Genomic DNA, 23,040 nt, shown 5'->3' on the forward strand with positions numbered 1-23,040 from the left:
CACGCCCGGCCACACCATTGAACCGAACGATCGGTCGGTCGGGAGGCTGGGGGATCACATGACGACGATTGCGCCGGGCAGGGAGTCCCAAGCGGACTGGCAGGCGGACTTCGACGCGGCCGTCGCCGCTGACGAGCGCATCGAACCGCGCGACTGGATGCCGGACGCCTACCGCTCGTCCCTCGTGCGCCAGATAGCGCAGCACGCCCACTCCGAGATCATCGGCATGCAGCCGGAGGCGAACTGGATCTCCCGCGCGCCGTCGCTGCGCCGCAAGGCGATCCTGATGGCCAAGGTGCAGGACGAGGCCGGACACGGCCTGTATCTGTACAGCGCGGCGGAGACCCTCGGCGCGAGCCGCGACGAGCTGCTGGACAAACTGCACTCCGGCCGCCAGAAGTACTCCTCCATCTTCAATTACCCGACGCTGACCTGGGCCGATGTCGGAGCCATCGGCTGGCTGGTGGACGGCGCCGCGATCACCAACCAAGTCCCCCTGTGCCGCTGCTCCTACGGGCCCTACGCCCGCGCCATGGTCCGGGTCTGCAAGGAGGAGTCCTTCCACCAGCGCCAGGGGTACGAGCTCCTGCTGGCCCTGAGCCGCGGCACCGAAGCGCAGCACGTCATGGCGCAGGACGCGGTCGACCGGTGGTGGTGGCCGTCGCTGATGATGTTCGGCCCGCCCGACGACGAATCGGCGCACTCCGCGCAGTCCATGGCCTGGAAGATCAAGCGGCACTCCAACGACGAGCTGCGCCAGCGCTTCGTGGACATCTGCGTGCCCCAGGCCGAGACGCTCGGCCTCACGCTCCCCGACCCGGACCTGTCGTGGAACGAGCAGCGCGGCCACTGGGACTTCGGCCCCATCGACTGGAACGAGTTCCGCGAGGTGCTCGAGGGCAACGGGCCCTGCAACGACCAGCGGATCACCCAGCGCCGCCGGGCCCACGAGAACGGCGCCTGGGTGCGGGAAGCCGCCGCCGCGTACGCGGCCAAGCACGGGGAGGGAAACCGATGAGCACGACCGGTCCGGAGGGACAGGCCGGCACGGAAGCCGGCAAGGACGGCCGGGCAGGCGCCGCGGCAGGGGCTTCGGCGGGCCCCACCGACTGGCCGCTGTGGGAGGTCTTCGTGCGCAGCCGACGCGGCCTGTCGCACACCCACGCCGGCAGCCTTCACGCCCCGGACGCCCCCATGGCCCTGCGCAACGCCCGCGACCTGTACACCCGCCGCTCCGAGGGCATCTCGGTCTGGGTGGTCCCCTCCGCCGCGATCTCCGCCTCCTCCCCCGACGAGAAGGACTCGTTCTTCGAACCGGCCGCCGACAAGCCCTACCGCCACCCGACCTTCTACGAGATCCCGGACGGGGTGCAGCACCTGTGAAGCCCGTACGGACCGCTTCGGACACGGCCCCGGCGCTGGCCCTCGGGGACGACGCCCTCGTCCTCTCCCACCGGCTGGGGGAGTGGGCAGGACACGCGCCCGTCCTGGAAGAGGAGGTGGCGCTCGCCAACATCGCGCTGGACCTCCTCGGCCAGGCCCGCGTCCTGCTCTCGCTCGCGGGCGACGAGGACGACCTGGCGTACCTGCGCGAGGAGCGCTCCTTCCGTAACCTCCAGCTCGTCGAGCAGCCCAACGGCGACTTCGCCCACACCATCGCCCGTCAGCTGTACTTCTCCACGTACCAAGAGCTCTTGTACGCACAACTGGCAGCGACCTCCGGCCCCCTGGCTCCGCTGGCGGGCAAGGCCGTCAAGGAGGTCGCCTACCACCGGGACCACGCCGAGCAGTGGACCCTGCGCCTGGGAGACGGCACCGAGCAGAGCCACGAGCGCATGCAGCGCGGCCTGGACGCGCTGTGGCGCTTCACCGGCGAGCTGTTCGAGCCCGTGCCAGGGCTGGACCTGGACCTGACCGCCCTGCATGACGACTGGTCCACGCGCGTCGAGAGCATCCTGGCGCGCGCCACCCTCTCCGTTCCGCAAGGTCCGCAGCGTGGCGCGTGGACCGCGGGCGCCGGACGCCAGGGGCTGCACACCGAGCCCTTCGGCCGCATGCTCGCCGAGATGCAGCACCTGCACCGAAGCCACCCGGGGGCGACATGGTGACCACCACCCTCGAAGAACGGCTGCGCGAACTGGCAGGCTCCGTACCCGACCCGGAGCTGCCGGTCGTGACCCTCGCCGAACTGGGCGTCCTGCGCGGACTGCGGATGACGGGCCCCGGGGAGGTGGAGGTCGACCTCACGCCGACCTACACGGGCTGCCCCGCCGTCGAGGCCATGACCGCCGACATAGAGCGCGTCCTCCACGAGAACGGCATACCGCGGGTAGCGGTCCGCACGGTCCTCAGCCCGCCCTGGACGACCGACGCGATCACGGCCGAGGGCCGCCGGAAACTGGCCGAGTTCGGCATCGCCCCGCCACGCCCCACCGGCCCCGCCGACCCTGGCGGCGGCCCCGTGCCGGTCGACCTGGCCATCCGCTGCCCGCACTGCGGATCGACCGAGACCACCCTGCTCAGCCGGTTCTCCTCCACCGCCTGCAAGGCGCTGCGCCGCTGCGAGACCTGCCGCGAACCGTTCGACCACTTCAAGGAGTTGTGATGTTCCACCCGCTCCGGGTCGCGGAGATCGAACGGCTCACGGACGACGCGGTGGCCGTCACCTTCCAGGTGCCGCCCGAGCTGCGCGAGACCTTCCGGCACGTCCCCGGCCAGCACATAGCGGTGCGCCGGACGGTGGACGGGAAGGAGATCCGCCGTACGTACTCGATCTGCACCCCGGCTTCGGACGAGCCCACGCTGCGGGTGGGCATCCGGCTGGTCGAGGACGGCGCCTTCTCGACGTACGCGCTCAAGGAGCTGTCCGCAGGCGACACGGTAGAGGTCATGGCGCCGGCCGGCCGGTTCGTGCTGGAGCCCCGGCCCGGCCGGTTCGTGGGGATCGTCGGCGGCAGCGGCATCACACCGGTGCTGTCCATCGTCTCGACGCTGCTGGCCCGGCAGCCCGACGCCCGCTTCTGCCTGATCCGCAGCGACCGCACGGCGGCTTCGACGATGTTCCTGGAAGAAGTGGCCGACCTCAAGGACCGCTTCCCCGACCGCTTCCAGCTCGTCTCCGCCCTCTCCCGCGAGGAGCAGCAGTCGGGCCTGCCGTCAGGCCGCCTCGACGAGGCGCGGCTGCGGGAGCTGCTGCCCGCCCTGCTCCCCGTCGGAGCCGTCGACGGCTGGTACCTGTGCGGCCCCTACGGCCTCGTACAGGCAGCGGAACGGGCCCTGCGCGGACTCGACGTCCCCCGCAACCGCATCCACGAAGAGATATTCCACGTAGCGGACGATGTAGCGGAACCCGCCGCCGCTGGGCCCGCCCCTGCCGGGAACGCGGCCTCTTCCCTCGGTGGCGCCACAACTCCCCGCACGCCCGCGCACAGCACCGTGACCGCGACCTTGGACGGCCGCGCGGGCAGCTGGCCGGTGCGGGACGGTGAGTCGCTGCTGGAAACGGTGCTGCGCAACCGCGCGGACGCCCCGTACGCCTGCAAAGGAGGCGTGTGCGGCACGTGCCGCGCGTTCCTCGTGTCGGGCGAGATACGGATGGACCGCAACTACGCGCTGGAGGACGAGGAAGTCGAGTCGGGTTACGTGCTGGCCTGCCAATCGCACCCCGTGACGGAGAGGGTGGAGCTGGACTTCGACCGCTGACCCCATTCACAATTCCTGCAACCTGTTCTAACTTGACGCATCGTCAGGTCTTGGGCGTGCGGCGCGCGGGAGGACAGGCCAGTGGACTTCACCTTCACCGAGGAGCAGCAGGCAGCCGTCGAAGCGGCACAGGCCGTCTTCGCGGACGTGGCCCCGGACGGCGTACCCAGCCCCGCGCTCACCGCCGGAGCCGTGGCCGACGACTTCGACCGGCCCCTGTGGCGCAAGCTGGCCGACACCGACCTGCTGAGCCTGCTGCTCGCCCCCGAGTACGGCGGCGCGGGCCTGGACGCGATCGCGCTCTGCCTCGTACTACGCGAGTCGGCCAAAGTGCTCGCCCGCGTACCGCTGCTGGAGAACAGCGCGGCGGCCCTCACGGTGCAGACGTACGCCGATGCCGAGCTGCGCGCCGACGTACTGCCCAGGGCAGGCCGCGGCGAACTGGTCCTGACCGCCGCCGCCTGTGGCCGCACCGGACACGACCCGGCGGAACTCGCAGTGAACGCCCGGCAGGAGGGCTCCGGGTGGGTGCTCGACGGCGTACAGACCGCCGTGCCCTGGGCGCAGAGCGCCGACCGCATACTCGTCCCCGCCCACACCGGCGACGGAACCGCCGTACTCGCCCTCATACCCCGCGACCGGGACGGCGTCAGCCTCCACGACCAGGTCTCCACCAGCGGCGAACGCCTCGCGGAAGTCCGCCTGGCCTCCGTCCGAACGGCCCCCGAAGAGATGATCACCGACCCCGGCGCCTGGGATCGGCTGCGCAACCTCCTCACCACCGGCACCTGCGCACTGGCCCTCGGCCTGGGCCAAGCCGTACTGGCCATGACCAGCGCGTACACCGCGAAACGCGAACAGTTCGGCTTCCCCGTCGCCACATTCCAGGCAGTGGCCGTCCAGGCCGCCGACCGCTACATCGACCTCCGCGCCATGGAGGCCACCCTGTGGCAGGCCGCCTGGCGCATCAGCAGCGGCGCGAACGGCGCGCTGCCGCCCGCGGGAGACGTGGCCGTGGCCAAGATCTGGGCTTCGGAGGGCGTACGCCGCGTCGTACAGACCGCCCAGCACCTGCACGGCGGCTTCGGCGCAGACACGAACTACCCGCTGCACCGCTACCACGCCTGGGCGAAGCAACTCGAACTGTCCCTGGGCCCGGCCGCCGCTCACGAGGAAGCGTTGGGCGACCTACTGGCGGCCCACGCCTTGGGCTGACCAGCCGACACACACCCTCAGGTGAACCGCGGCCGCACCGACCGGGTCAGACGACCGTGCCCGCGCCGCCCTTGCCGTCCGACACGGGACGGCCCGCGGCCTCCCACGCCTGCATGCCGCCGGCGACGTTCACCGCGTCGATGCCCTGCTGGATCAGGTACTGGGCCACCTGCGCGGACCGGCCGCCGACCCGGCACAGCACGTAGACCTTGCCGCCGTCGGGCGCCTGCTCCGTGAACTCGCCGTACCGGGCGACGAACTCGCTCATCGGAATGTGCAGCGCGCCTTCGGCGTGCCCCGCCTCCCACTCGTCGTTCTCCCGTACGTCGAGGAGGAAGTCCTCGGGCGAGAGAGCGTCGACACCGACCGTGGGCAGAGAACCAAAGTGCATGGCCCCGACGCTACCCGACCAGCTGGGCGAGGTACGCCTCGCGTTCGGCGACGTCCGCGAGCAGCTTCTCGGCGATCTCGTCCAGCAGCCCGTCCGGGTCCTGGGGCGCCATTTTGATCATCGCGCCGATCGCGCTCTCCTCCAGCTCGGCAGCAGCGGCCGCCAGCATTTCCTTGCGCGCGGCCAACCACTCCAGCCGGGCGTAGAGCTCCTCGCTCTCGCTCAGCCGCCGCTCCTGCGGCACGGGCCCGGACTCCCACTCGCGGGCCAGTTCGCGCAGCGCGGCCTCGTCCCCGGCGCCGTAAGCGGCGTTGACCCGCACGATGAAGGCGTCCCTGCGCTCGCGTTCGGCCTCGTCCCGCGCCAGGTCGGGGTGGGCCTTGCGCACCAGGTCGCGGTAGACCCGGCGGGCCTCCTCACTGGGGCGGACCTTCTTCGGCGGCCGGACCGGCTGCTCGGTGAGCATCGCCTCGGCCTCCGGATACAGGCCCTCCGAGCCCATCCACCCGTGGAAGAGCTCCTCCACGTCCGGCATCGGCAGCACCGCCGCCCGCGCCTCGCCGGCCTTGCGCACGTCCTCGGGATCACCCGTACGAGCCGCCACCGCCTCGGCGATCCGGGCATCCAGCTCGTCCAGCCTCGCGTACATGGGGCCGAGGCGCTGGTGGTGCAGCCGCGAGAAGTTCTCCACCTCGACCCGGAAGGTCTCCACCGCGATCTCGAACTCGATCAGCGCCTGCTCGGCCGCCTCCACGGCCCGCGCCAACCGCTGGTTCGCCGGCTCCTGAGGCTCCCGGGGCCCCGGGCTTTCAGGCCCCGGGCTCTGGGGCCCGCCACCGGAGTCACCACCCCGGACGTCCCGACTTTGCCGCCCATAGCCCTGCCCGCCGTGGTCGGCGGGGCCCGTGTAGCCCGCCGGCCCGTGGTCGGCATGTGCGTCCTGGCCGCCCTGCGCGTTCTCCGCCTGCGAGTTCGTCACCCGGCCACCCTACGGCCCGGCCCGGCCCCGCTCCGACCCCCGCCTCGGCTCAGACCCCCGTCTCCCCGGCTATCCGCCCACTCCTGATCGCCGCGACCAGCTCCGCGTGATCGGCCTCCGTACGATCCGCGTAAGCCACCGCGAATGCGGCCAGCGCCTCGTCCAACGCCTCCCCCTTCCCGCAGTACCCCGCGACCACCCGCGGATCGGCACTGTGCGCATGAGCCCTGGCCAACAGCGCGCCCGTCATACGCGCGTAATCGTCGATCTGGTCGCCGGCGAGGGCGGTGGGATCGACGCTGCCTTTACGATTCCGAAACTGCCGCACCTGAAAGGGCCTCCCCGCCCCCGCCGCCCCCGCAGCGCCCGTCGGCCCGTCGCCCCTCGTCGGACCACCGGTGCCCACCGGCCCCCCAGCTTCCGTCAACCCGCCCGCCCCCGGCGAACCGTCGGCGGCTGGCCGTTCGCGTGAGTGGTCGGCGCGCGGAGGTGTGCTCACGGCTGACCGGGCTCCCGGCTCGTGCACTGTCGTCCAGCCCAGCAGGCTGTCGCTGACGACCTGCATGCGGCGCTGTCCGAGCACGATCCGCCGGCCCTCGTGCGGCACCGCGGGGGTCGGGAAGCCCGCCTTCGCCGCGTACGGGGCCAGTGCCGAGCTGCGTGCCTCCTTCACCTGGAGCACCAGCGGCTCACCGCGGTGATCCAGCAGCAGCACCACGTACGAGCGCAAACCGACGCTCCCCGTGCCCACCACCCGGAACGCCACGTCCTGCACCTCATACCTGGCCAGCAGCGGCAGCCGGTCCTCCGGCAGGGTGTCCAGGTAGTCGGTGAGCGAGGCGGCCACCGCGGCGGCTTCCGCGTCCGGTATGCGCCGCAGTACGGGTGGAGCGTCCACGAACTTCCTGCCGCCCCCGGGTATCTCCTCCGTCGACTTCGCCGCGAACCGCGCGCTCGTGTTCCTGCGCGCCTTCTCCACCACCCGCTCCAGCGTGCCGAGCAGGTCCCGGGCGTCCGTGTGGGAGACCAGCCGCTCGTCGGCTATCGCGTTCCAGGCGTCGGCGGCCGGCATGCCCGCCAGCAGCCGCATCGTGCGCCGGTACGCGCCGACCGCGTCCCGGGCCGCCTCCCGGCACTGTTCCTCGCTCGCACCCGCCTCCCGGCCGGCCAGCACCAGTGAGGCCGCCAGCCGTTTCAGGTCCCACTCCCAGGGCCCGTACAGCGTCTCGTCGAAGTCGTTGAGGTCCATCACGAGCTTGCCGCGGGCGTCGCCGTAGAGGCCGAAGTTGGCGGCGTGCGCGTCACCGCATATCTGTGCCCCGATGCCGGTCACGGGGGTGGACGTCAGGTCGTACGCCATCAAGCCGGCCGACCCGCGGAAAAAGGCGAAGGGGTCCGCGGCCATGCGGCCGACCCGTATCCGGGTCAGCTCGGGAAGCCGGCCGGCGTTCGACTCCTCGACCATGGTGACCGCGTCGGGCCGCCCGGCGTCGGGCGTGAACCGGCCGTGCCCGGAGCGCGGCGCCCGCTCCCGCAGCGCCTTGCCGACCGCCTTCGGCGCGGGCCCCCGCGCATCCGGCTTCGCGAATCCCGGTACGTACGGCAATCGCGACATCGCGCGCCACCTCCCCCTTCGTCCCTGCACCGACCCGTGCCGGCGTTGGCGTCCGCTCGCGCCGGGCCGATGCCGGCGCCCGGCCGACCGCCGGTCGCCGCACGCCCTTCCCGCCGCGTGTGCACGACGGTACAGACAGGCCCGGCCTTGCGGCAGGGCCTGTGGATAACTCTGGGTGACTGAGCTTGGAGGGCTGATGGCGGCCGTTTCGAACGGCCTCGCCTCAGACGCCGACCGCCTCTTCCATCTCCTCTTCGGCCGCTTCCCCGCTCGTGCCGTGCCCGTCCGCCGCACCGTGGGCCGGGCGGCGTTCCGGCACCGTCGCCGCCACCGCGGCTGCCGCCACGGCCGTCGCGTTCGCCGCGGCGCTCGCGGCCGCACGCCGCCGGCGCGCTTCGGCCAGCGCTGCCACGGCGACCACCGCGACGCCCACGACCAGCCACAGCACCAGCGTCCAGACGTGCCCGGCCAGCCCGTTGCCGTCGAAGTAGACGTGGCTACGGGTGCCCTCCACGAAGCCCGCGCCGTTCCAGAACGCGTGGAGAGACGCGAAGAAACCGTTCTGCATCTCGGGGCGGAAGACGCCGCCCGCCGAGGTGAAGTTGAGCATCACGAACAGCGCCATCACGCCCAGCGTGGTCCAGCGCTTGAGGAACGTGTGCAGCCCGGTGCCGATGAGCAAAATGCCCGCCGAGTACAGCCAGGCCATGCCCCACAGCCCCCACAGGCCGTGGTCGACGATGTGGAAGACCGGTCCGGCGAAGAGCGTGCCGAGAATGCCGACCACGAAGGAGGTGCCGACCGCCAGCATCGCCCGCATTCGTATCGGCAGTACGCCACCGGCGCCGCCGATCACCGCGACCGAGGCGTAGGAGCCGATGCTGACCGCGACCATCAGGAAGAAGATGCCCTGGCCCGTCGGGTCGTCCTCGGCCGGCGGGGCGACGTCGGTGACCTTGAGCGGCACGCCCTGCTGTGCCGCGATCGGCGTGAAGATCTTCTGCACCACGGTCGCGGTGGTGTCGGAACCCGCCGTCGCGACCACGAGCTCCGGCGCGGCCTTCGCCGTGCCACCCGCGGTGGCGTGCGCGGCCCCGCTCCCGGAGGCGTGCGTGTCCATGACGTACGCGCCGAAGATCTCCTGGTGCTTGAGCTGGTCCACGGCCTCGGCCCGGCTGCCGACCGTGCGTACGTCCAGCGCGCCGTCCGACTTGTCGTTGATCGACTGGGCAAGCACCTGGGCACCGGAGCCCGAGCCGACCACGGCGACGGGCAGGTGGTGCGGCGAGGGGTTGGCGAACGCGCCCAGGTAGGCCAGCCCCATACCGATGCACATCAGCAGCGGGGTGACCAGGTGGGTAAGGACATGCCGCAGGTCGGCGCGGTGATCGGGGCGGTGTTGGTGGTCGGGACGTCGGACCGAACTCATGGGTGGTGCCTTCTCAAGCTAGTCGCTCAGCGTCGGGGAGCCGTACAGGGTAGTTGGCTTATACAACTCACATTCCACGTTGTACTATACAACTACTTCAACGAAAGGCAACTCCCGTGCCCCGCAGAGACGAATCCGTCGAGACCATCCAGCAGGAGATGACCGCGTTCGCCCGCCGGGCACGCGCCACCGCCGCCCGCATGCACCCCGAGCTGTCGCTCGTCTCCTACACGCTGCTGGCGCACCTCGACGACCAGCGGGGATGCCGGGCGACCGACCTCGCCGCGCACTACCTCCTGGACAAGTCCACGGTCAGCCGGCAGATCTCCGCACTGGAGAAGCTCGGCTTCGTGGAGCGCCGCGTCGACCCGGACGACCACCGCGTCCAGGTGCTGCACCCCACGGCCAAGGGCGCGCAGGTGCTGGCCAACGTCACCGCCAGCCGCCGCCAGGCGTTCCACGAGCGGCTCGCCGACTGGGACGCGGAGGACCTGGAGCGCTTCGCCTCGTACCTGCTGCGCTACAACGCGGCCCAGGAACGGCTCGGCTGACCACCGCCGCGAGCGCCCCGACCACGCCTCGGGCGCTCCGCGCCCCTCACTTGCGGAAGCGCTCCGGACAGTTCCCGCCGTCGGGGAGGTATGTCTCCGCCCACCGCCCCAGCTCCTTGAGCGCGGGATCCAGCGCCCGCCCCGCCTCGGTCAGCCGGTACGAGACGCGCAGCGGCGGACCCCCGTCCACCTCGCGTACGACCAGGCCGGCCGCGGACAGTTCCGTGAGCCGGTCCGAGAGCATGCGCTCGCTGATGCCGGGGATCGCCCGCCGCAGACCGGCGAAGTACTCGGGCCCGGCGAGGAGGACGGACACGATCATTCCGGTCCAGCGCTTGCCGAACAGCTCGAAGACCCGGGCCATGCCCGTGTCCACCTGCCTGCATACCTCTTCGCCGCGCTCCGCCATGTGACCAGCGTACTGGCTTCTCGTTGGGTACTGCGGAAAAGTAAGCTACTGTGGTAAACATAGGAACGTACGGAGTACTCGCCAGGCCGTGCACCGGCCGCGAACGAAGGACCGCATCATGGCCACTCTTCTGCACCTCGACTCCTCCCTGTTCGCCGCTGACGGATCCGCCTCCCGCGCGGTGACCGCCACCTTCCGCAAGGCATGGGAGGAGCAGCACCCGGACGGCACCGTCGTCTACCGCGACCTCGCCGCCACCCCCCTGCCGCACCTGGACGCCCCGGGCTTCACCGCCGCCCTCGGCGACCCCGCCGACCTCTCCCCCGAGCAGCAGGCCGCCCTCGCGCGGCGTATCGAACTGGTCGAGGAGCTGGAGAACGCGGACGCCGTCGTCATAGGCGCCCCCATGTACAACTTCACGATCCCCTCCACGCTGAAGGTCTGGCTGGACCACGTGATCATCATGGGCCGGGTCACCGGGGAGGAGTCCTCGCTCAAGGGCAAGCCGGTGACCATCGTCACCAGCCGCGGCGGCTCGTACGCCCCCGGCACGCCCCGCGAAGGCTTCGACTACGTCCAGAACTACCTGGAGGCCGTGCTCGGCACCATGTTCGGCATGGAGGTCGACTTCATCGTCCCGGAGCTGACGATGGCCCCCAGCAACCCGGCGATGGCGGAGCTGGTGCCGCTGTACGAAGCCTCCCGCGAGAAGGCCCTTCAGGAGGCCGCCACCAAGGCCAAGGCCCTCGCCGAACGCCTCGCCGCCTGACGCACCGCCCCGGGGCACCCGGCCGCGCGACGGGTTGGGGACGTACGGCCGGTCCGGCGTCCCCACAGCTCCCTCCCGCTACGGTCGGCCCCGCGGTCTCACGTCCCCAGGCCCGCGTCACGGGCCAGCAGCGCCGCCTGCACCCGGTTCTCGCACTCCAGCTTCGCCAGGATCCGGCTGACGTACGTCTTCACCGTCGCCTCGCTCATATGGATCCGCGTACCCGCGTCGGCGTTCGAGAGCCCCTCGCCGAGCAGCGACAGCACTTCCATCTCCCGCGCCGTCAGGACGGACAGCCGCTGCCTGGCCTCCTCACCGCGCCGCGCCGCACCGCTCTCCCCGCCGGGGCCGCTGCCGCGTGCCACCAGGGAATCCGCCACATGACGGGTCGCCACCGGCGACATGTAGGCGTGACCGTCGGCCGCGGCACGCACCGCACGGATCAGTTCGTCGGGAGCGGAGTCCTTCAGCAGGAAGCCCGCGCTTCCCTCGCCCATCGCACGCAGGACGTTCTCCCGCTCCCCGAACGTCGTCAGGATCAGGGCCGGTACGGACGGTGCCGCCCGGCGCAGTTCCGCCAGCGCCGTCAGCCCGTCCATGACCGGCATCTGGATGTCCAGGAGCACCACGTCGGCGCCGCGGCCACGCGCCGCCTCGACGGCCTCCTTGCCGTTCCCCGCCTCGGCCACCACCGAGATGTCGGCGGCGGAGGTGAGGATCATGCGGATGCCGGCCCTGATGAGCGGTTCGTCGTCGGCGACGATCACCCTGATCACTCGGACTCCCGCACGGGCTCGGTCGGTTGTTCCCACGGACTGCGCCATCATCCCCCCGTTCACGCGCCGGTCCGTCCGGCCGCCCTCAGACCTTCCCCACGAAGGTCCGCTTCTCCACCAGCTTCCCGCCCTTGAAACAGAACCGGAACGCCCGCTCCTCTCCCCAGTCCTCAGACGTGTCCGTGGACGAGAACGTCTCACAGCGCGCGCCCTTCGGCTTGGCAGGCCCCTGGTCGTTCAGACCGCTGTTCATGAACGACCCCGGAGGCAGCCGCTCGCGCACCTCGGCCTCCGCACTGCCGACTTCCACCTCCTCGTAGGTGCCCGGCGCCACCGAGCCGTCCTGGACCGCCTTGAACAGCTCCACCACCCCCCACGTGGTCACGACGCCCATGACCACGACCACGCCCGCCGCCAGACCGCACCCCACGGCGAACCCGTTCCGCCGGTGCTCCCCGCGGAACGCGCCCGCGTCCGGCGGTGCGTACACCTGCGACCAGTCGACGACCGGCCGGCCGTCCTTGCCGGTTCGCACCGCGGGACGCCCGCGGTAGGGGTCCACGACCCCACCGGGCGCGTACGGCGCGGCCGGGCCGGCCGGGGGCAGCGGCGGCTCCGGCGCCCCGGCCTTCGCGGCGGCCGGCGTCACCGGCCCGTACGGCAGCACCCCGGCGAGCCGGAACCCGCCGTCCGGCAACGGACCGCTGTGCACCATGCCGCCGACCAGCCGGGCCCGCTCCCGCAGCCCCGTCAGCCCCTGGCCGCCGCTGACCTCGGGCCCGCCGGCCGAGTCCGGCGGCACCGGCCCGTTGACGACCTCGACCAGCAGCGAGTCGGGTTCGTAGTGCAGCGACACCGTCACCGGTGCCCCCGACGCGTGCTTGTGCGCGTTGGTCAGGCCCTCCTGCACGATGCGGTACGCGGCCCGGTCGACGGCCGGCGCGAGCGCGAGCGGCTCCCCGGAGCGGACCACGGATATTCGCGCCCCCGCGCCGCGCGAAGCCTCGGCCAGCCCGTCCACCTGGGCCACCCCGCGCTGCCCCGCGTCCGGCGCCGCACCGGATCCGATCACCGTGTGCCCGGCGGCCGCGTCCTCGGTCTCGTCGCGCAGCAGGCCGACCACCTCTCGCAGTTCGCGCATCGCCGCCACCGAGGCGCCCCGCAGCACGGCGACCGCCTCCCGCTGCCGCCCGTTCAGCTCGGAGTCCACCTCCAGTGCGCCCGTGTGCACGGCGATCAGCGTCAGCTGGTGGCCCAGGCTGTCGTGCATGTCCTGCGCGATGCGCTGCCGTTCCCGCAGCCGCGTCTGGTGGGCGATCATCGCGTTCTCTCGCAGCAGCTGCGTGCGCTGTGTGTGGAGCGTGTCCACCAGGGTGCGGTGCTGCGACCAGTAGCGGCTCGCTATGCCCGGCATGGCCACTATCGCCAGGAACGACACCGCCAACAGCATCAGCTTCTCCGGCGACACCAGCGGGAGGTCCTGGACCGTGGGCACCGCCATGCTCAGCACCAGCGCCACCGCGAACACCACCAGCGCCCGCGCGCTGCCCGCGATCCGTCGCCCGGCCGACCAGCCCGCCACGATCAGCAGCGCCGATATGCCCACGAACAGCCAGCTCAGCGCGGCCGAGCCGATCAGGACCGTGCCGGGCAGGGCGCGGCGCAGCGGCGAGATCACCATCACCGCCACCGTCACGGTCCACGTGTGCGCCTCGCTGCTGCCGAAGAGCTTCTCCGAACCGAGCGCGACCAGTCCCAGCAGCAACGCCAGCAGCACCTCGCCGACGACGCGGTACGGCGGCCACTGCTCCGGCCGGGCCAGCCGCCGCCACAGCCGCCCGCCCGCGGCTCTGACCGCCGCTCCCCGGCCCGCCACCTGCGCTTTCCCCGTCATGTTCACGTGCCGAGCGTAGGAAACCCCGCCCCGTCCGCGCAGTCGCCGTAAGTCGCTCCCTGCCGCGACGAAAGTCGCTAATCCCGTGCCCGGCCCGTCGCCTCCGGCCCGCGTACCCGGCCCGTCGCCCCCGGCCCGCGTACCCGGCTCGTCGCCCCCGGCCCGCGCCCCGCGCCCACGGCCACCAAGGCGCCCGCGGCCAGCGCGCCCCCGAGCCACAGCACCCCCACGAGCCCCCAGCCGTCCACGGCCCGCCCCCCGCCGAACGCCCCCAGCGCGATCGCCGCGTTGAACACCCCCACGAACAGCGCCGACGCCGCTTCCCTGGCCTCGGGCGCCACCACCATCAGCCACGACTGCGTACTGACCGACACCCCTCCGTAGGCCAGCCCCCACACCACCAGCAGCGCCGCCGCCCCCGGCACCCCCGCTCCCACCACGGGCACCAGCGAAACCGCCCCCGCCAGCACCCCGCTGAGCACCAGCAACGTCCCGCGCGGCGACCGCCCCGCCCCCGCGCCGCCCAGGAAATTGCCCGCCACCCCGGCGACTCCGTAGACCAGCAGCAACGTGCTGATCAGCTCGGGCCCGACCCCGGACACCTCCTCCAGGACCGGCCGGACATAGGTGTACGCGGCGAAATGCCCCGCCACCAGCAACGCCACCACGACCAGCCCCGTGCGCACCCGCGCGTCACGGAACAGCCGCAGCACCCCGCCCAGCCGCACCGCCCCCTCGGCGGGCAGCGGCGGCAGCAGTACCGCCAGCGCCACCGCGACCAGCGCAGACAGCACGCCCACCACGACGAACGCCGCACGCCAGCCGCCGAGTTCCCCGGTCAGCGTGCCCGCCGGCACGCCGAGCACCGACGCCACGGCCACCCCACTGAAGATCAGCGACGTCGCCGCACCCACCGACCGCCGCGCCACCAGCCGCACCGCGAGCCCCGCCGCGAGCGCCCACACCCCGCCCATGCCCAGCCCCACCAGGACCCGCGCCGCCAGCAACACCCCGAAGACCGGCGCGTACGCCGCCAGCAGGTTGGCCGCCGCCAGCATCGCCATCAGCGCGCACAGCACGACCCGCCGGTCCGCCCTGCCCACCGCCAGCGTCAGCGCCGGGGCCGCGAGCGCCGCGACCACCCCGGTCACCGTGAGCGTCAGGCCCGCCGTGCCGTCCGTGACCCCGAGCGCGCTCCCGATGGGCGTCAGCAGCCCCACCGGCAGCATCTCCGACGTCACCACCGTGAACGTGGCCGCGGCCAGCGCCACCACCGCGGGCCAGCCCCGCCCCGCCCCCCGCACCAACTCGCCGCCCCGGCCCGCCGCTTGCTCGATAGTCGTCATGCATCCCAGCCAACGCGCGGCCGCCCTCGGGAACAACGGCGAACCCCGCACCCTTCAATGAGCGTGGCTCATCGACCTACGAGGGCCCACTCGTATGGCGATCCGGCCGTACGAGACACACTACCGACCCCGCACGGCCCACGCTCCCCACGGGCCACGAGCTCCCGGAAAGGCCCCATGTCCCTGCGCACCGGCGGCCTGGAGATCCGCGAGCTGGAGTGCTTCCTCGTTCTCGCCGAGGAACTGCACTTCGGCCGCACCGGCGAACGCCTGTACGTGTCCCAGAGCCGCGTCAGCCAGCTCGTCCGCTCCCTGGAGCGCCACGTCGGCGCCCGGCTCGTCGAGCGCACCAGCCGCCGCGTACGCCTCTCCCCTCTCGGTACGGACTTCCTCGCCGCCCTCAGGCCCGCCTACGACGCCCTGCGCGGCACGGTCGACACCGCCGTAGCCGCCGCCCGCGGCATCGAGGGACTGCTGCGCATCGGCTTCCAAGGCACCGCGGACGACCGCATCATGAAGGCCGTGGACACCTTCCACAGCCGCCACCCCGGGTGCGCCACGGACATCGTGGAAATCCCGCTCCAGGACCCTTTCGGGCCGGTGCACCGCGGCGAGGTGGACGCCGCCGTCGTCCTACTCCCCGTCGAGGAACCTGGTCTCGTACTCGGTCCGGTCTTCTCCAAGCAGCAGCAGACGCTCGCGGTATCCGTACGCCACCCCTTCGCATCCCGCGCGACCGTCGACGCCGAGGACCTGGCGGACGGCCCGCTCATCTCCGTCAGCGCCCCCGCACCCGAGTACTGGCGCTACGCCCAGGCCCCCGCCGACACCCCCGGCGGCCGTCGCATCCCGCCCGGCCCCGGCGTCCGCACGCTCCAAGAAGGCTTGACCCTGGCCGCCGCCGGCCGGGGCGCGATGCTCCTGTGCCGCCCCACAGCGGACTACCACGGCCGCCGCGACCTCGCTTTCGTACCGGTCACCGGCCTGCCGGACTCCGCCCTCGGCCTCGTCTGGCACCGGGACCGCGAGACCGCGCGCACCCGCGCATTCAGCACGGCCGTCACCGATGTGACGTAGCACTCACCGTTCTTTTCCCGTTCTTTTCGCGGTACGGGCCGGCGCGACGGCGTCCGGGCCGGGCCGCCCTTACGGGCAGGGCTACGAAGGTATCCCGGCCTGAACGACAAAAGACCCCCGGTCCGGAGATCCGGACCGGGGGTCTTCTCTGTGCGCGAGGGGGGAGTTGAACCCCCACGCCCTTTCGGGCACTGGAACCTGAATCCAGCGCGTCTGCCTATTCCGCCACCCGCGCATTGGGTGTGTCGTTCGATTCTCTCACGTGATCCGGGCTGTTCCGTCCGGGTCTTGTGCGAGCGCCTTCCGACATCCAGAACATTAGCACGCTGGCAGGGGTGCAATCACATCCGTTCCCCGCAGCCCGCTCACGACCTCGTACAGGGGACCCGCGCCGGCCTCCCCGGCAGTCCGGTCGGCTGCGCCCGGTGGTCCGGCCGCGCCCGCCCCGACGCCGCACGGCCGCCGCCGCACCCCCGTACTGCCGCCGCACCGAAGCCCGTGGACACACATCCGGCCACGTACCGGACCGGGCCGCCGCGACTGCGCCCCGGGCGGTCGGCGAACACGGCGGTTGCGGGACACTGTGAGCGGGGCACATCTACGATCGCAGTGCCATCGCAACGCCGGCGCGGTCGCATCGCGAAGCCATCGCGGTGACACGGCCCGGTGAACGCGGCCGGCGGCACGGCAGGACCACCACGGTGACGCCGCAGATCAACGCGGTGGCACCGGAGTGACGCAGCAGCAAGCAGGAGTGAGCAACCTTGTGAGGGGCGACACTCGTCCTCAAGGCGGGAAAGGGGAACCAGCCGTTTTCCCGGCGCGTGGATACGATCAGTAAGCAGTATCAGGACGACCCTGTCGAAGACCGACCTGACGAAGACTGAGGAAGGAGGTGCCCCGTGGGAGTACTGAAGCGCTTCGAGCAGCGTCTCGAAGGTCTCGTCAACGGCACCTTCGCCAAGGTGTTCAAGTCCGAGGTGCAGCCCGTTGAGATCGCCGGCGCCCTCCAGCGCGAGTGCGACAACAACGCCACCATCTGGAACCGCGACCGCACGGTCGTCCCCAACGACTTCATCGTCGAACTGAGCACCCCCGACTACGAGCGGCTCAGCCCGTACAGCGGGCAGCTCGGAGACGAGCTCTCCGGCATGGTCCGCGACTACGCCAAGCAGCAGCGCTACACCTTCATGGGCCCGATCAAGGTGCACCTGGAGAAGGCCGACGACCTCGACACCGGCCTGTACCGCGTCCGCAGCCGCACCCTGGCGTCCAGCACTTCCCAGGAACACCCGGGCGCAGCCGCCGCGGCCCAGCGGCCCACCGCGCCCAGGAGCAGCCCGTCCGGCCCCGGCGGTCATGTGGGCCCGCCCCCCATGCCCACCTCGCCGCCCGGAGCCGCGCAGCCGGCCCCCCGGTCGGCCCCGCCCGGCCCCGGGCCGCAGCCAGGCTCGGCTTCCGACAACTGGTACCAGAGCCGAGGCGGGGCGGAGCGGAGCACGCAGACCAGGCGCTGGATCGAGATCAACGGCAACCGCCACCAGATCTCCCGGTCCACGCTCGTCCTGGGCCGCAGCACCGACGCCGACGTACGGATCGACGACCCGGGAGTCTCCCGGCGGCACTGCGAAATCCGCGTCGGCACACCCCCGACCATCCAGGATCTGGGTTCCACCAACGGCATCGTGGTGGACGGGCAGCACACCACCCGCGCTACGCTCCGCGACGGCTCGCGGATCGTCGTGGGCAGTACCACCATCGTTTACCGGCAAGCCGAAGGGTGAAGCGGGGGCAATGTCAGAGCTGACCCTCACGGTCATGCGGTTGGGTTTCCTCGCCGTACTGTGGCTGTTCGTCATCGTGGCCGTCCAGGTCATCCGCAGCGATCTGTTCGGCACGCGTGTCACGCAGCGCGGCGCCGCCCGCCGCGGCGGCCAGGAGGCGCGTTCGCAGCAGCGCCAGCAGGCCGCACCACCGCAGCAGCGCCGCCAGGAGAGCGGCCGCGGCAACAACCGTCAGCGCCGCGGTGCCCCCACAAAGCTGGTGGTCTCCGAGGGCACGTTGACGGGTACGACCGTCGCCCTCCAGGGCCAGACCATCTCCCTGGGACGCGCGCACGACTCCACGATCGTGCTGGACGACGACTACGCCTCCAGCAGGCATGCCAGGATCTACCCGGACCGTGACGGCCAGTGGATCGTCGAGGATCTCGGGTCCACCAACGGCACGTATCTCGACCGGACCCGACTGACGACCCCGACACCGATTCCGCTGGGAGCCCCGATCCGCATCGGCAAGACCGTCATCGAGCTGCGGAAGTAGTACGACAATGAGCGAGCGGAGCGAGCGAGCCGCGGCGGTCCACTCGACGGACCCGAGCGTGCTCCCGACCGGAGGGTGGGCACCGTGCGGATGTACCCCGAGCCGACGGGCGAGGTGCGTATGAGTCTGTCACTGCGCTTCGCCGCCGGATCGCACAAGGGCATGATCCGGGAGGGCAACGAGGACTCCGGCTACGCCGGCCCGCGCCTGCTCGCCATCGCCGACGGCATGGGCGGTCAGGCCGCCGGCGAGGTCGCCTCCTCCGAGGTGATCTCCACCCTCGTCCAGCTCGACGACGACGTCCCCGGCTCCGACATCCTCACCTCCCTCGGCACGGCCGTACAGCGCGCCAACGACCAGCTGCGCGTCATGGTCGAGGAGGACCCGCAGCTGGAGGGCATGGGCACCACCCTGACCGCCCTGCTGTGGACCGGCCAGCGGCTCGGCCTCGTACACGTCGGCGACTCCCGCGCCTACCTGCTGCGCGACGGCGTCCTGACGCAGATCACGCAGGACCACACCTGGGTGCAGCGGCTCGTCGACGAGGGCCGGATCACCGAGGAGGAAGCCACCACCCACCCGCAGCGCTCCCTGCTGATGCGCGCGCTGGGCAGCGGCGACCACGTAGAACCCGACCTGTCGATCCGCGAGGTACGGGCGGGCGACCGCTACCTGATCTGCTCGGACGGCCTGTCCGGCGTGGTCAGCCACCAGACCCTCGAAGACACCCTCGCCAGCTACCAGGGCCCGCACGAGACCGTGCAGGAACTGATCCAGCTGGCGCTGCGCGGCGGCGGCCCCGACAACATCACGTGCATCGTCGCCGACGTCCTGGACGTCGACGCCGGCGACACCCTCGCGGGCCACCTCAACGACACCCCGGTCGTCGTCGGAGCGGTCGCCGAGAACCAGAGCCAGCTCAGCGACCCCAGCACGATGCAGACCCCGGCCGCCCGCGCCGCCGAACTGGGCCGCCACCGGGACGCGCCACAGGCCGCGCCGGGCGGCGCCTTCGGCCCGCCGGGCAGCGGCGACAACGACTTCACGGGCCCCCCGCAGGGCTCGTTCGGCGCGTTCATGGACGAGGACTACCTCAAGCCGGAGCGCCGCCGCGGCAAGTGGATCAAGCGGTCGCTGATCACCGTACTGGCGCTGGCCGTCGTCGGCGGCGGCCTGTACGCGGGCTACCGCTGGACGCAGACGCAGTACTTCGTCGGCGCCAAGGACGACCACGTCGCGCTGTACCAGGGCATCAGCCAGGACCTCGCCTGGATCAAGCTCAACAACGTCGACGAGGACCACCCCGAGATCGAACTCAAGTACCTCCCCGCCTACCAGCGCAACCAGGTCAAGGAGACCATCGCCGTCGACAGCCGCAACCAGGCCATCGACAAGGTCACCGAGCTGGGCAAGCAGGCCAACGCCTGCCGGTCGAAGGACCAGCGCGAGGCGGCGGAGCGCGATGCGGAGGCCCGTAAGAAGGCCGACGAAGAAGCCCGCAAGAACAAGAAGGCCGGCAAGCCCGGCAGCCAGGCGGGCACGCCGCAGGCGACCCCGACACCCACACCCAGCCAGACGCCCCCCTCCGAGGAGCAGCAGAAGCTGGAAAAAAATTGCAGCACCCAGCAGTGAGGGCGTAGGGGGCCGTAGATCTGATGAGCAGCAGTACCACCACCACGACCACCGTGGGCACCATCGGTGCCCCGAGCCGCCGCAACACCGAGCTGGCCATGCTCGTCTTCGCGGTGCTCATCCCGGTGTTCGCGTACATCAACGTGGGCCTGGCCAAGGAGGGCTCGGTCCCGGCCGGCGTCCTGGGCTACTCCCTCGGTCTCGGCCTGCTGGCCGGCGTCACCCACCTCGTCGTACGCAAGTGGGCCCCGTACGCCGACCCGCTGATGCTGCCCATCGCGACCCTCCTCAACGGTCTGGGCCTGGTCTTCATCTGGCGCCTCGACCAGGAACCGCAGATCACCACGAAGCAGCTCGGCGGAGCCATGGCTCCCGGGCAGATGATGTGGTCGACGATCGGCGTCGCCCTGTTCCTCGGCGTCCTGATCTTCCTCAAGGACCACCGCGTCCTGCAGCGCTACACCTACATCTCGATGGTCGTCGCGCTGGTCCTGCTGATCGCGCCGATCTTCTTCCCGGCCAAGTTCGGCGCCCGCATCTGGATCACCATCCCCGGTGTCGGCTCGCTGCAGCCCGGTGAGTTCGCCAAGATCGTCATCGCGATCTTCTTCGCGGGCTACCTCATGGTCAAACGCGACGCGCTCGCCCTGGCCAGCCGCCGCTTCATGGGCCTGTACCTGCCGCGCGGCCGCGACCTCGGCCCGATCCTGGTCATCTGGGCGCTCAGCCTGATGATCCTGGTCTTCGAGACCGACCTCGGTACGTCCCTGCTCTTCTTCGGCCTGTTCGTGGTCATGCTGTACGTGGCCACCGAACGCACCAGCTGGATCGTCTTCGGCCTGCTGCTCAGCGCCGGCGGCGCGGTCGCGGTGGCCACCTTCGAGTCGCACGTGCAGACCCGTGTGCACAACTGGCTCAACCCCCTGGAGCTGCTGAACGGCGGCGTCACCGAAACCGCCCAGGCCATGTACTCCTTCGGCTCCGGCGGCATCCTCGGCTCGGGCCTCGGCCAGGGCTACTCCCGCCTCATCGGCGGCATCGCGCCCAAGAGCGACTACATCCTCGCCACCGTCGGCGAGGAAGCCGGCCTCGCCGGCCTGATGGCGATCCTGCTGCTGTACGGCCTGCTCATCGAGCGCGGCATCCGTACGGCGCTGGCCGCCCGCGACCCGTTCGGCAAGCTGCTCGCCGTCGGCCTGTCCGGCGCCTTCGCCCTCCAGGTCTTCGTCGTCGCCGGCGGCGTCACCGGCCTGATCCCGCTGACCGGTATGACGATGCCGTTCCTCGCCCAGGGCGGCTCCTCCGTCATCGCGAACTGGGCCCTGGTCGCGCTGCTGCTGCGCATCAGCGACACCGCGCGCCGGCCGGCCCCGGCCCCCGCCCCCTCCACCGACGCCGAGATGACCCAGGTGGTCCGCCCGTGAACAAGCCTCTGCGCCGCGTTGCGATCTTCTGCGGGCTGCTGGTTCTCTCCCTGCTCATCCGCGTCAACTGGGTGCAGTTCGTCCAGGCCGACGAGTTGAAGAACGACACGCACAACCGGCGCGTGGCCATCGAGCGCTACAGCCAGCCGCGCGGCAACATCATCGTCGACGGCAAGGCCGTCACCGGCTCGACCACCAACGACAGCGGCGACTTCAAGTACAAGCGGACGTACAAGAACGGCCCGATGTGGGCGCCGGTCACCGGTTACGCGTCCCAGGCGTTCGGCTCCAACCAGCTGGAGAAGCTCAACGACAGCATCCTGTCCGGCACCGACGACAAGCTCTTCTTCAGCCGTACGGTCGACATGTTCACCGGCGAGAAGCAGAAGGGCGGCAACGTCGTCACCACGCTGAACGCCAAGGCGCAGCAGGCCGCGTTCGAGGGGCTGGGCAAGAACAAGGGCGCGGTCGCCGCGATCAACCCGGAGACCGGCGCGATCCTGGCGCTGGCCAGCACCCCGTCGTACGACCCCTCCACCTTCGCCGGCATGTCCGACAAGGACGCCAAGGCGTACAACAGCCTGCTGAAGCAGAACAACCCCGACGACCCGATGCTCAACCGGGCGCTGCGCCAGACCTACCCGCCGGGCTCGACGTTCAAGGTCGTCACCGCCGCCGCGGCGCTGGAGAACGGCCTCTACACCGACGTCAACGCCAAGACCGAGTCGCCGCTGCCGTACTACCTGCCGGACACCGCGCACCAGCCGCTGAACAACGAGGGGAACATCCCCTGCGAGAACGCCAGCCTCAAGGAAGCGCTGCGCTGGTCCTGCAACACCGTCTTCGGCAAGATCAGCGCCGATCTCGGCAACAAGAAGATGAAGGCCGAGGCGGAGAAGTTCGGCTTCAACAACGCCGAGGTCGACACCCCGGTGCGGGCCGCCGAGAGCGTCTACCCGACCGACAACCGGCCGCAGAACGCGATGGCCGGCATCGGCCAGGCCTCCAACCGCGCCACCCCGCTGCAGATGGCCATGGTCACGGCGGCCATCGCCAACGGCGGCAAGCTGATGAAGCCGTACATGGTCGACAAGCTCGTGGCCCCCAACCTCAACGTCGTGCAGCAGCACACGCCGGAGGCGATGAGCCAGCCGGTCAAGCCGGAGAACGCCCAGAAGCTCCAGGAGATCATGGAGGGTGTCGTCAAGAACGGCACCGGCACCAACGCCCAGATCGACGGCGTCACCGTCGGCGGCAAGACCGGCACCGCCCAGCACGGCGAGAACAACAAGGACAACCCGTACGCCTGGTTCATCTCCTACGCCAAGACCTCCAAGGGCACGCCGGTGGCCGTCGCCGTCGTGATCGAGAGTTCGGACACGCTCCGCGACGACATCGCAGGCGGCAAGCTCTCCGCCCCCATCGCCAAGAAGGTCATGGAGGCGGTACTCGACGGCAAGAAGTGACCCCGGTCACGCCAATACCGGTCGGATATCAGGTGCCGGTCGC

At 71.3% G+C, this 23,040-nt stretch carries 22 protein-coding genes and 1 tRNA gene; 14 read left to right on the forward strand and 9 right to left on the reverse strand.

The genetic code is table 11. The features are described 5' to 3' along the window. The first annotated feature begins 58 nt into the window (after positions 1 to 58). The 6 genes from paaA to ACH4OW_RS06850 all read left to right on the forward strand — a co-directional run bounded on the left by paaA (position 59) and on the right by ACH4OW_RS06850 (position 4,917). Positions 59 to 1,018 (forward strand): 1,2-phenylacetyl-CoA epoxidase subunit PaaA, encoded by a 960-nt coding sequence (gene paaA / locus ACH4OW_RS06825; RefSeq protein ID WP_398025545.1) that lies wholly within the window; start codon positions 59 to 61, stop codon positions 1,016 to 1,018. Continuing rightward, a complete protein-coding gene (paaB, locus tag ACH4OW_RS06830; protein WP_398025547.1) occupies positions 1,015 to 1,383 on the forward strand; it encodes a 1,2-phenylacetyl-CoA epoxidase subunit PaaB in 369 nt (122 codons plus the stop codon). Before paaA ends, paaB begins: the two co-directional genes overlap by 4 nt. Beyond that, positions 1,380 to 2,108: a 1,2-phenylacetyl-CoA epoxidase subunit PaaC gene (gene paaC / locus ACH4OW_RS06835; protein ID WP_360125458.1), complete on the forward strand. Its 729-nt coding sequence runs from the start codon at positions 1,380 to 1,382 to the stop codon at positions 2,106 to 2,108. Before paaB ends, paaC begins: the two co-directional genes overlap by 4 nt. Next, on the forward strand, positions 2,102 to 2,605 hold the full coding sequence (gene paaD / locus ACH4OW_RS06840) for a 1,2-phenylacetyl-CoA epoxidase subunit PaaD (protein WP_398025549.1): 504 nt from the start codon (positions 2,102 to 2,104) through the stop codon (positions 2,603 to 2,605). The genes paaC and paaD overlap by 7 nt, the downstream gene beginning before the upstream one ends. Continuing rightward, positions 2,605 to 3,702: a 2Fe-2S iron-sulfur cluster-binding protein gene (locus ACH4OW_RS06845; RefSeq protein ID WP_398025552.1), complete on the forward strand. Its 1,098-nt coding sequence runs from the start codon at positions 2,605 to 2,607 to the stop codon at positions 3,700 to 3,702. Before paaD ends, ACH4OW_RS06845 begins: the two co-directional genes overlap by 1 nt. 81 nt (positions 3,703 to 3,783) lie before the next feature. Next, positions 3,784 to 4,917 carry an acyl-CoA dehydrogenase family protein gene (locus ACH4OW_RS06850; RefSeq protein WP_398025555.1) on the forward strand — a complete coding sequence of 378 codons (1,134 nt, stop codon included), beginning with the start codon at positions 3,784 to 3,786 and terminating at the stop codon, positions 4,915 to 4,917. A 46-nt stretch (positions 4,918 to 4,963) separates the two neighbouring features. On the opposite strand, the gene ACH4OW_RS06855 is transcribed toward ACH4OW_RS06850, so the two are convergent. The 4 genes from ACH4OW_RS06855 to ACH4OW_RS06870 all read right to left on the reverse strand — a co-directional run bounded on the left by ACH4OW_RS06855 (position 4,964) and on the right by ACH4OW_RS06870 (position 9,331). Next, complete coding sequence (locus ACH4OW_RS06855) at positions 4,964 to 5,308, reverse strand: rhodanese-like domain-containing protein (RefSeq protein WP_360125450.1); 345 nt, start codon at positions 5,306 to 5,308, stop codon at positions 4,964 to 4,966. 10 nt (positions 5,309 to 5,318) lie between these two features. Beyond that, positions 5,319 to 6,287, reverse strand: coding sequence for a hypothetical protein (locus ACH4OW_RS06860; protein ID WP_360125448.1), 969 nt, complete (start codon positions 6,285 to 6,287; stop codon positions 5,319 to 5,321). 49 nt (positions 6,288 to 6,336) lie between these two features. Continuing rightward, positions 6,337 to 7,902: a DUF2252 domain-containing protein gene (locus ACH4OW_RS06865; protein ID WP_360125446.1), complete on the reverse strand. Its 1,566-nt coding sequence runs from the start codon at positions 7,900 to 7,902 to the stop codon at positions 6,337 to 6,339. A gap of 223 nt (positions 7,903 to 8,125) precedes the next feature. Then, positions 8,126 to 9,331 carry an ABC transporter permease gene (locus ACH4OW_RS06870; protein WP_398025558.1) on the reverse strand — a complete coding sequence of 402 codons (1,206 nt, stop codon included), beginning with the start codon at positions 9,329 to 9,331 and terminating at the stop codon, positions 8,126 to 8,128. A gap of 116 nt (positions 9,332 to 9,447) precedes the next feature. On the opposite strand from ACH4OW_RS06870, the gene ACH4OW_RS06875 reads away from it, so the two are divergent. Continuing rightward, the gene (locus ACH4OW_RS06875) at positions 9,448 to 9,882 is read left to right on the forward strand and encodes a MarR family winged helix-turn-helix transcriptional regulator (RefSeq protein ID WP_360125442.1); all 435 of its coding nucleotides are present in this window, start codon (positions 9,448 to 9,450) and stop codon (positions 9,880 to 9,882) included. Positions 9,883 to 9,928: 46 nt separating this feature from the next. Here ACH4OW_RS06875 and ACH4OW_RS06880 read toward each other — a convergent pair whose 3' ends face one another. Continuing rightward, complete coding sequence (locus ACH4OW_RS06880; protein ID WP_398025560.1) at positions 9,929 to 10,291, reverse strand: winged helix-turn-helix transcriptional regulator; 363 nt, start codon at positions 10,289 to 10,291, stop codon at positions 9,929 to 9,931. 118 nt (positions 10,292 to 10,409) lie between these two features. On the opposite strand from ACH4OW_RS06880, the gene ACH4OW_RS06885 reads away from it, so the two are divergent. Beyond that, entirely contained in the window at positions 10,410 to 11,060 is a 651-nt protein-coding gene (locus ACH4OW_RS06885; RefSeq protein ID WP_360125439.1) for an NAD(P)H-dependent oxidoreductase, read from the forward strand. A gap of 98 nt (positions 11,061 to 11,158) precedes the next feature. Here the strand turns inward: ACH4OW_RS06885 and ACH4OW_RS06890 are convergent, their stop codons facing one another. The 3 genes from ACH4OW_RS06890 to ACH4OW_RS06900 form a co-directional block, all read right to left on the reverse strand. Then, the gene (locus ACH4OW_RS06890; protein WP_360125437.1) at positions 11,159 to 11,836 is read right to left on the reverse strand and encodes a response regulator transcription factor; all 678 of its coding nucleotides are present in this window, start codon (positions 11,834 to 11,836) and stop codon (positions 11,159 to 11,161) included. An 85-nt stretch (positions 11,837 to 11,921) separates the two neighbouring features. Further along, entirely contained in the window at positions 11,922 to 13,730 is a 1,809-nt protein-coding gene (locus ACH4OW_RS06895; RefSeq protein WP_398025993.1) for a sensor histidine kinase, read from the reverse strand. A gap of 77 nt (positions 13,731 to 13,807) precedes the next feature. Then, entirely contained in the window at positions 13,808 to 15,076 is a 1,269-nt protein-coding gene (locus ACH4OW_RS06900) for an MFS transporter (protein WP_398025563.1), read from the reverse strand. 177 nt (positions 15,077 to 15,253) lie between these two features. Between ACH4OW_RS06900 and ACH4OW_RS06905 the strand changes: the two genes are divergently transcribed. Beyond that, positions 15,254 to 16,153 (forward strand): LysR family transcriptional regulator, encoded by a 900-nt coding sequence (locus ACH4OW_RS06905; protein WP_398025565.1) that lies wholly within the window; start codon positions 15,254 to 15,256, stop codon positions 16,151 to 16,153. 151 nt (positions 16,154 to 16,304) lie between these two features. Here the strand turns inward: ACH4OW_RS06905 and ACH4OW_RS06910 are convergent. Continuing rightward, positions 16,305 to 16,388: transfer RNA gene (locus ACH4OW_RS06910), tRNA-Leu, on the reverse strand. Positions 16,389 to 17,055: 667 nt separating this feature from the next. Between ACH4OW_RS06910 and ACH4OW_RS06915 the strand changes: the two genes are divergently transcribed. From ACH4OW_RS06915 to ACH4OW_RS06935, 5 genes are all read left to right on the forward strand, one after another. Beyond that, positions 17,056 to 17,937: a DUF3662 and FHA domain-containing protein gene (locus ACH4OW_RS06915; protein ID WP_360125431.1), complete on the forward strand. Its 882-nt coding sequence runs from the start codon at positions 17,056 to 17,058 to the stop codon at positions 17,935 to 17,937. 10 nt (positions 17,938 to 17,947) lie between these two features. Continuing rightward, complete coding sequence (locus tag ACH4OW_RS06920) at positions 17,948 to 18,475, forward strand: FHA domain-containing protein (RefSeq protein ID WP_360125429.1); 528 nt, start codon at positions 17,948 to 17,950, stop codon at positions 18,473 to 18,475. A gap of 120 nt (positions 18,476 to 18,595) precedes the next feature. Next, positions 18,596 to 20,107 carry a PP2C family serine/threonine-protein phosphatase gene (locus ACH4OW_RS06925; RefSeq protein ID WP_360125428.1) on the forward strand — a complete coding sequence of 504 codons (1,512 nt, stop codon included), beginning with the start codon at positions 18,596 to 18,598 and terminating at the stop codon, positions 20,105 to 20,107. Positions 20,108 to 20,130: 23 nt separating this feature from the next. After that, positions 20,131 to 21,531, forward strand: a complete 1,401-nt coding sequence (locus tag ACH4OW_RS06930) for an FtsW/RodA/SpoVE family cell cycle protein (RefSeq protein ID WP_360125426.1) — start codon at positions 20,131 to 20,133, stop codon at positions 21,529 to 21,531. Beyond that, the gene (locus ACH4OW_RS06935; RefSeq protein ID WP_360125424.1) at positions 21,528 to 22,997 is read left to right on the forward strand and encodes a penicillin-binding transpeptidase domain-containing protein; all 1,470 of its coding nucleotides are present in this window, start codon (positions 21,528 to 21,530) and stop codon (positions 22,995 to 22,997) included. Before ACH4OW_RS06930 ends, ACH4OW_RS06935 begins: the two co-directional genes overlap by 4 nt. The last annotated feature ends 43 nt before the right edge of the window (positions 22,998 to 23,040 follow it).

It is taken from the genome of Streptomyces sp. NPDC017056, assembly GCF_044332485.1.
In the GTDB taxonomy this organism is placed as follows: Bacteria; Actinomycetota; Actinomycetes; order Streptomycetales; family Streptomycetaceae; genus Streptomyces.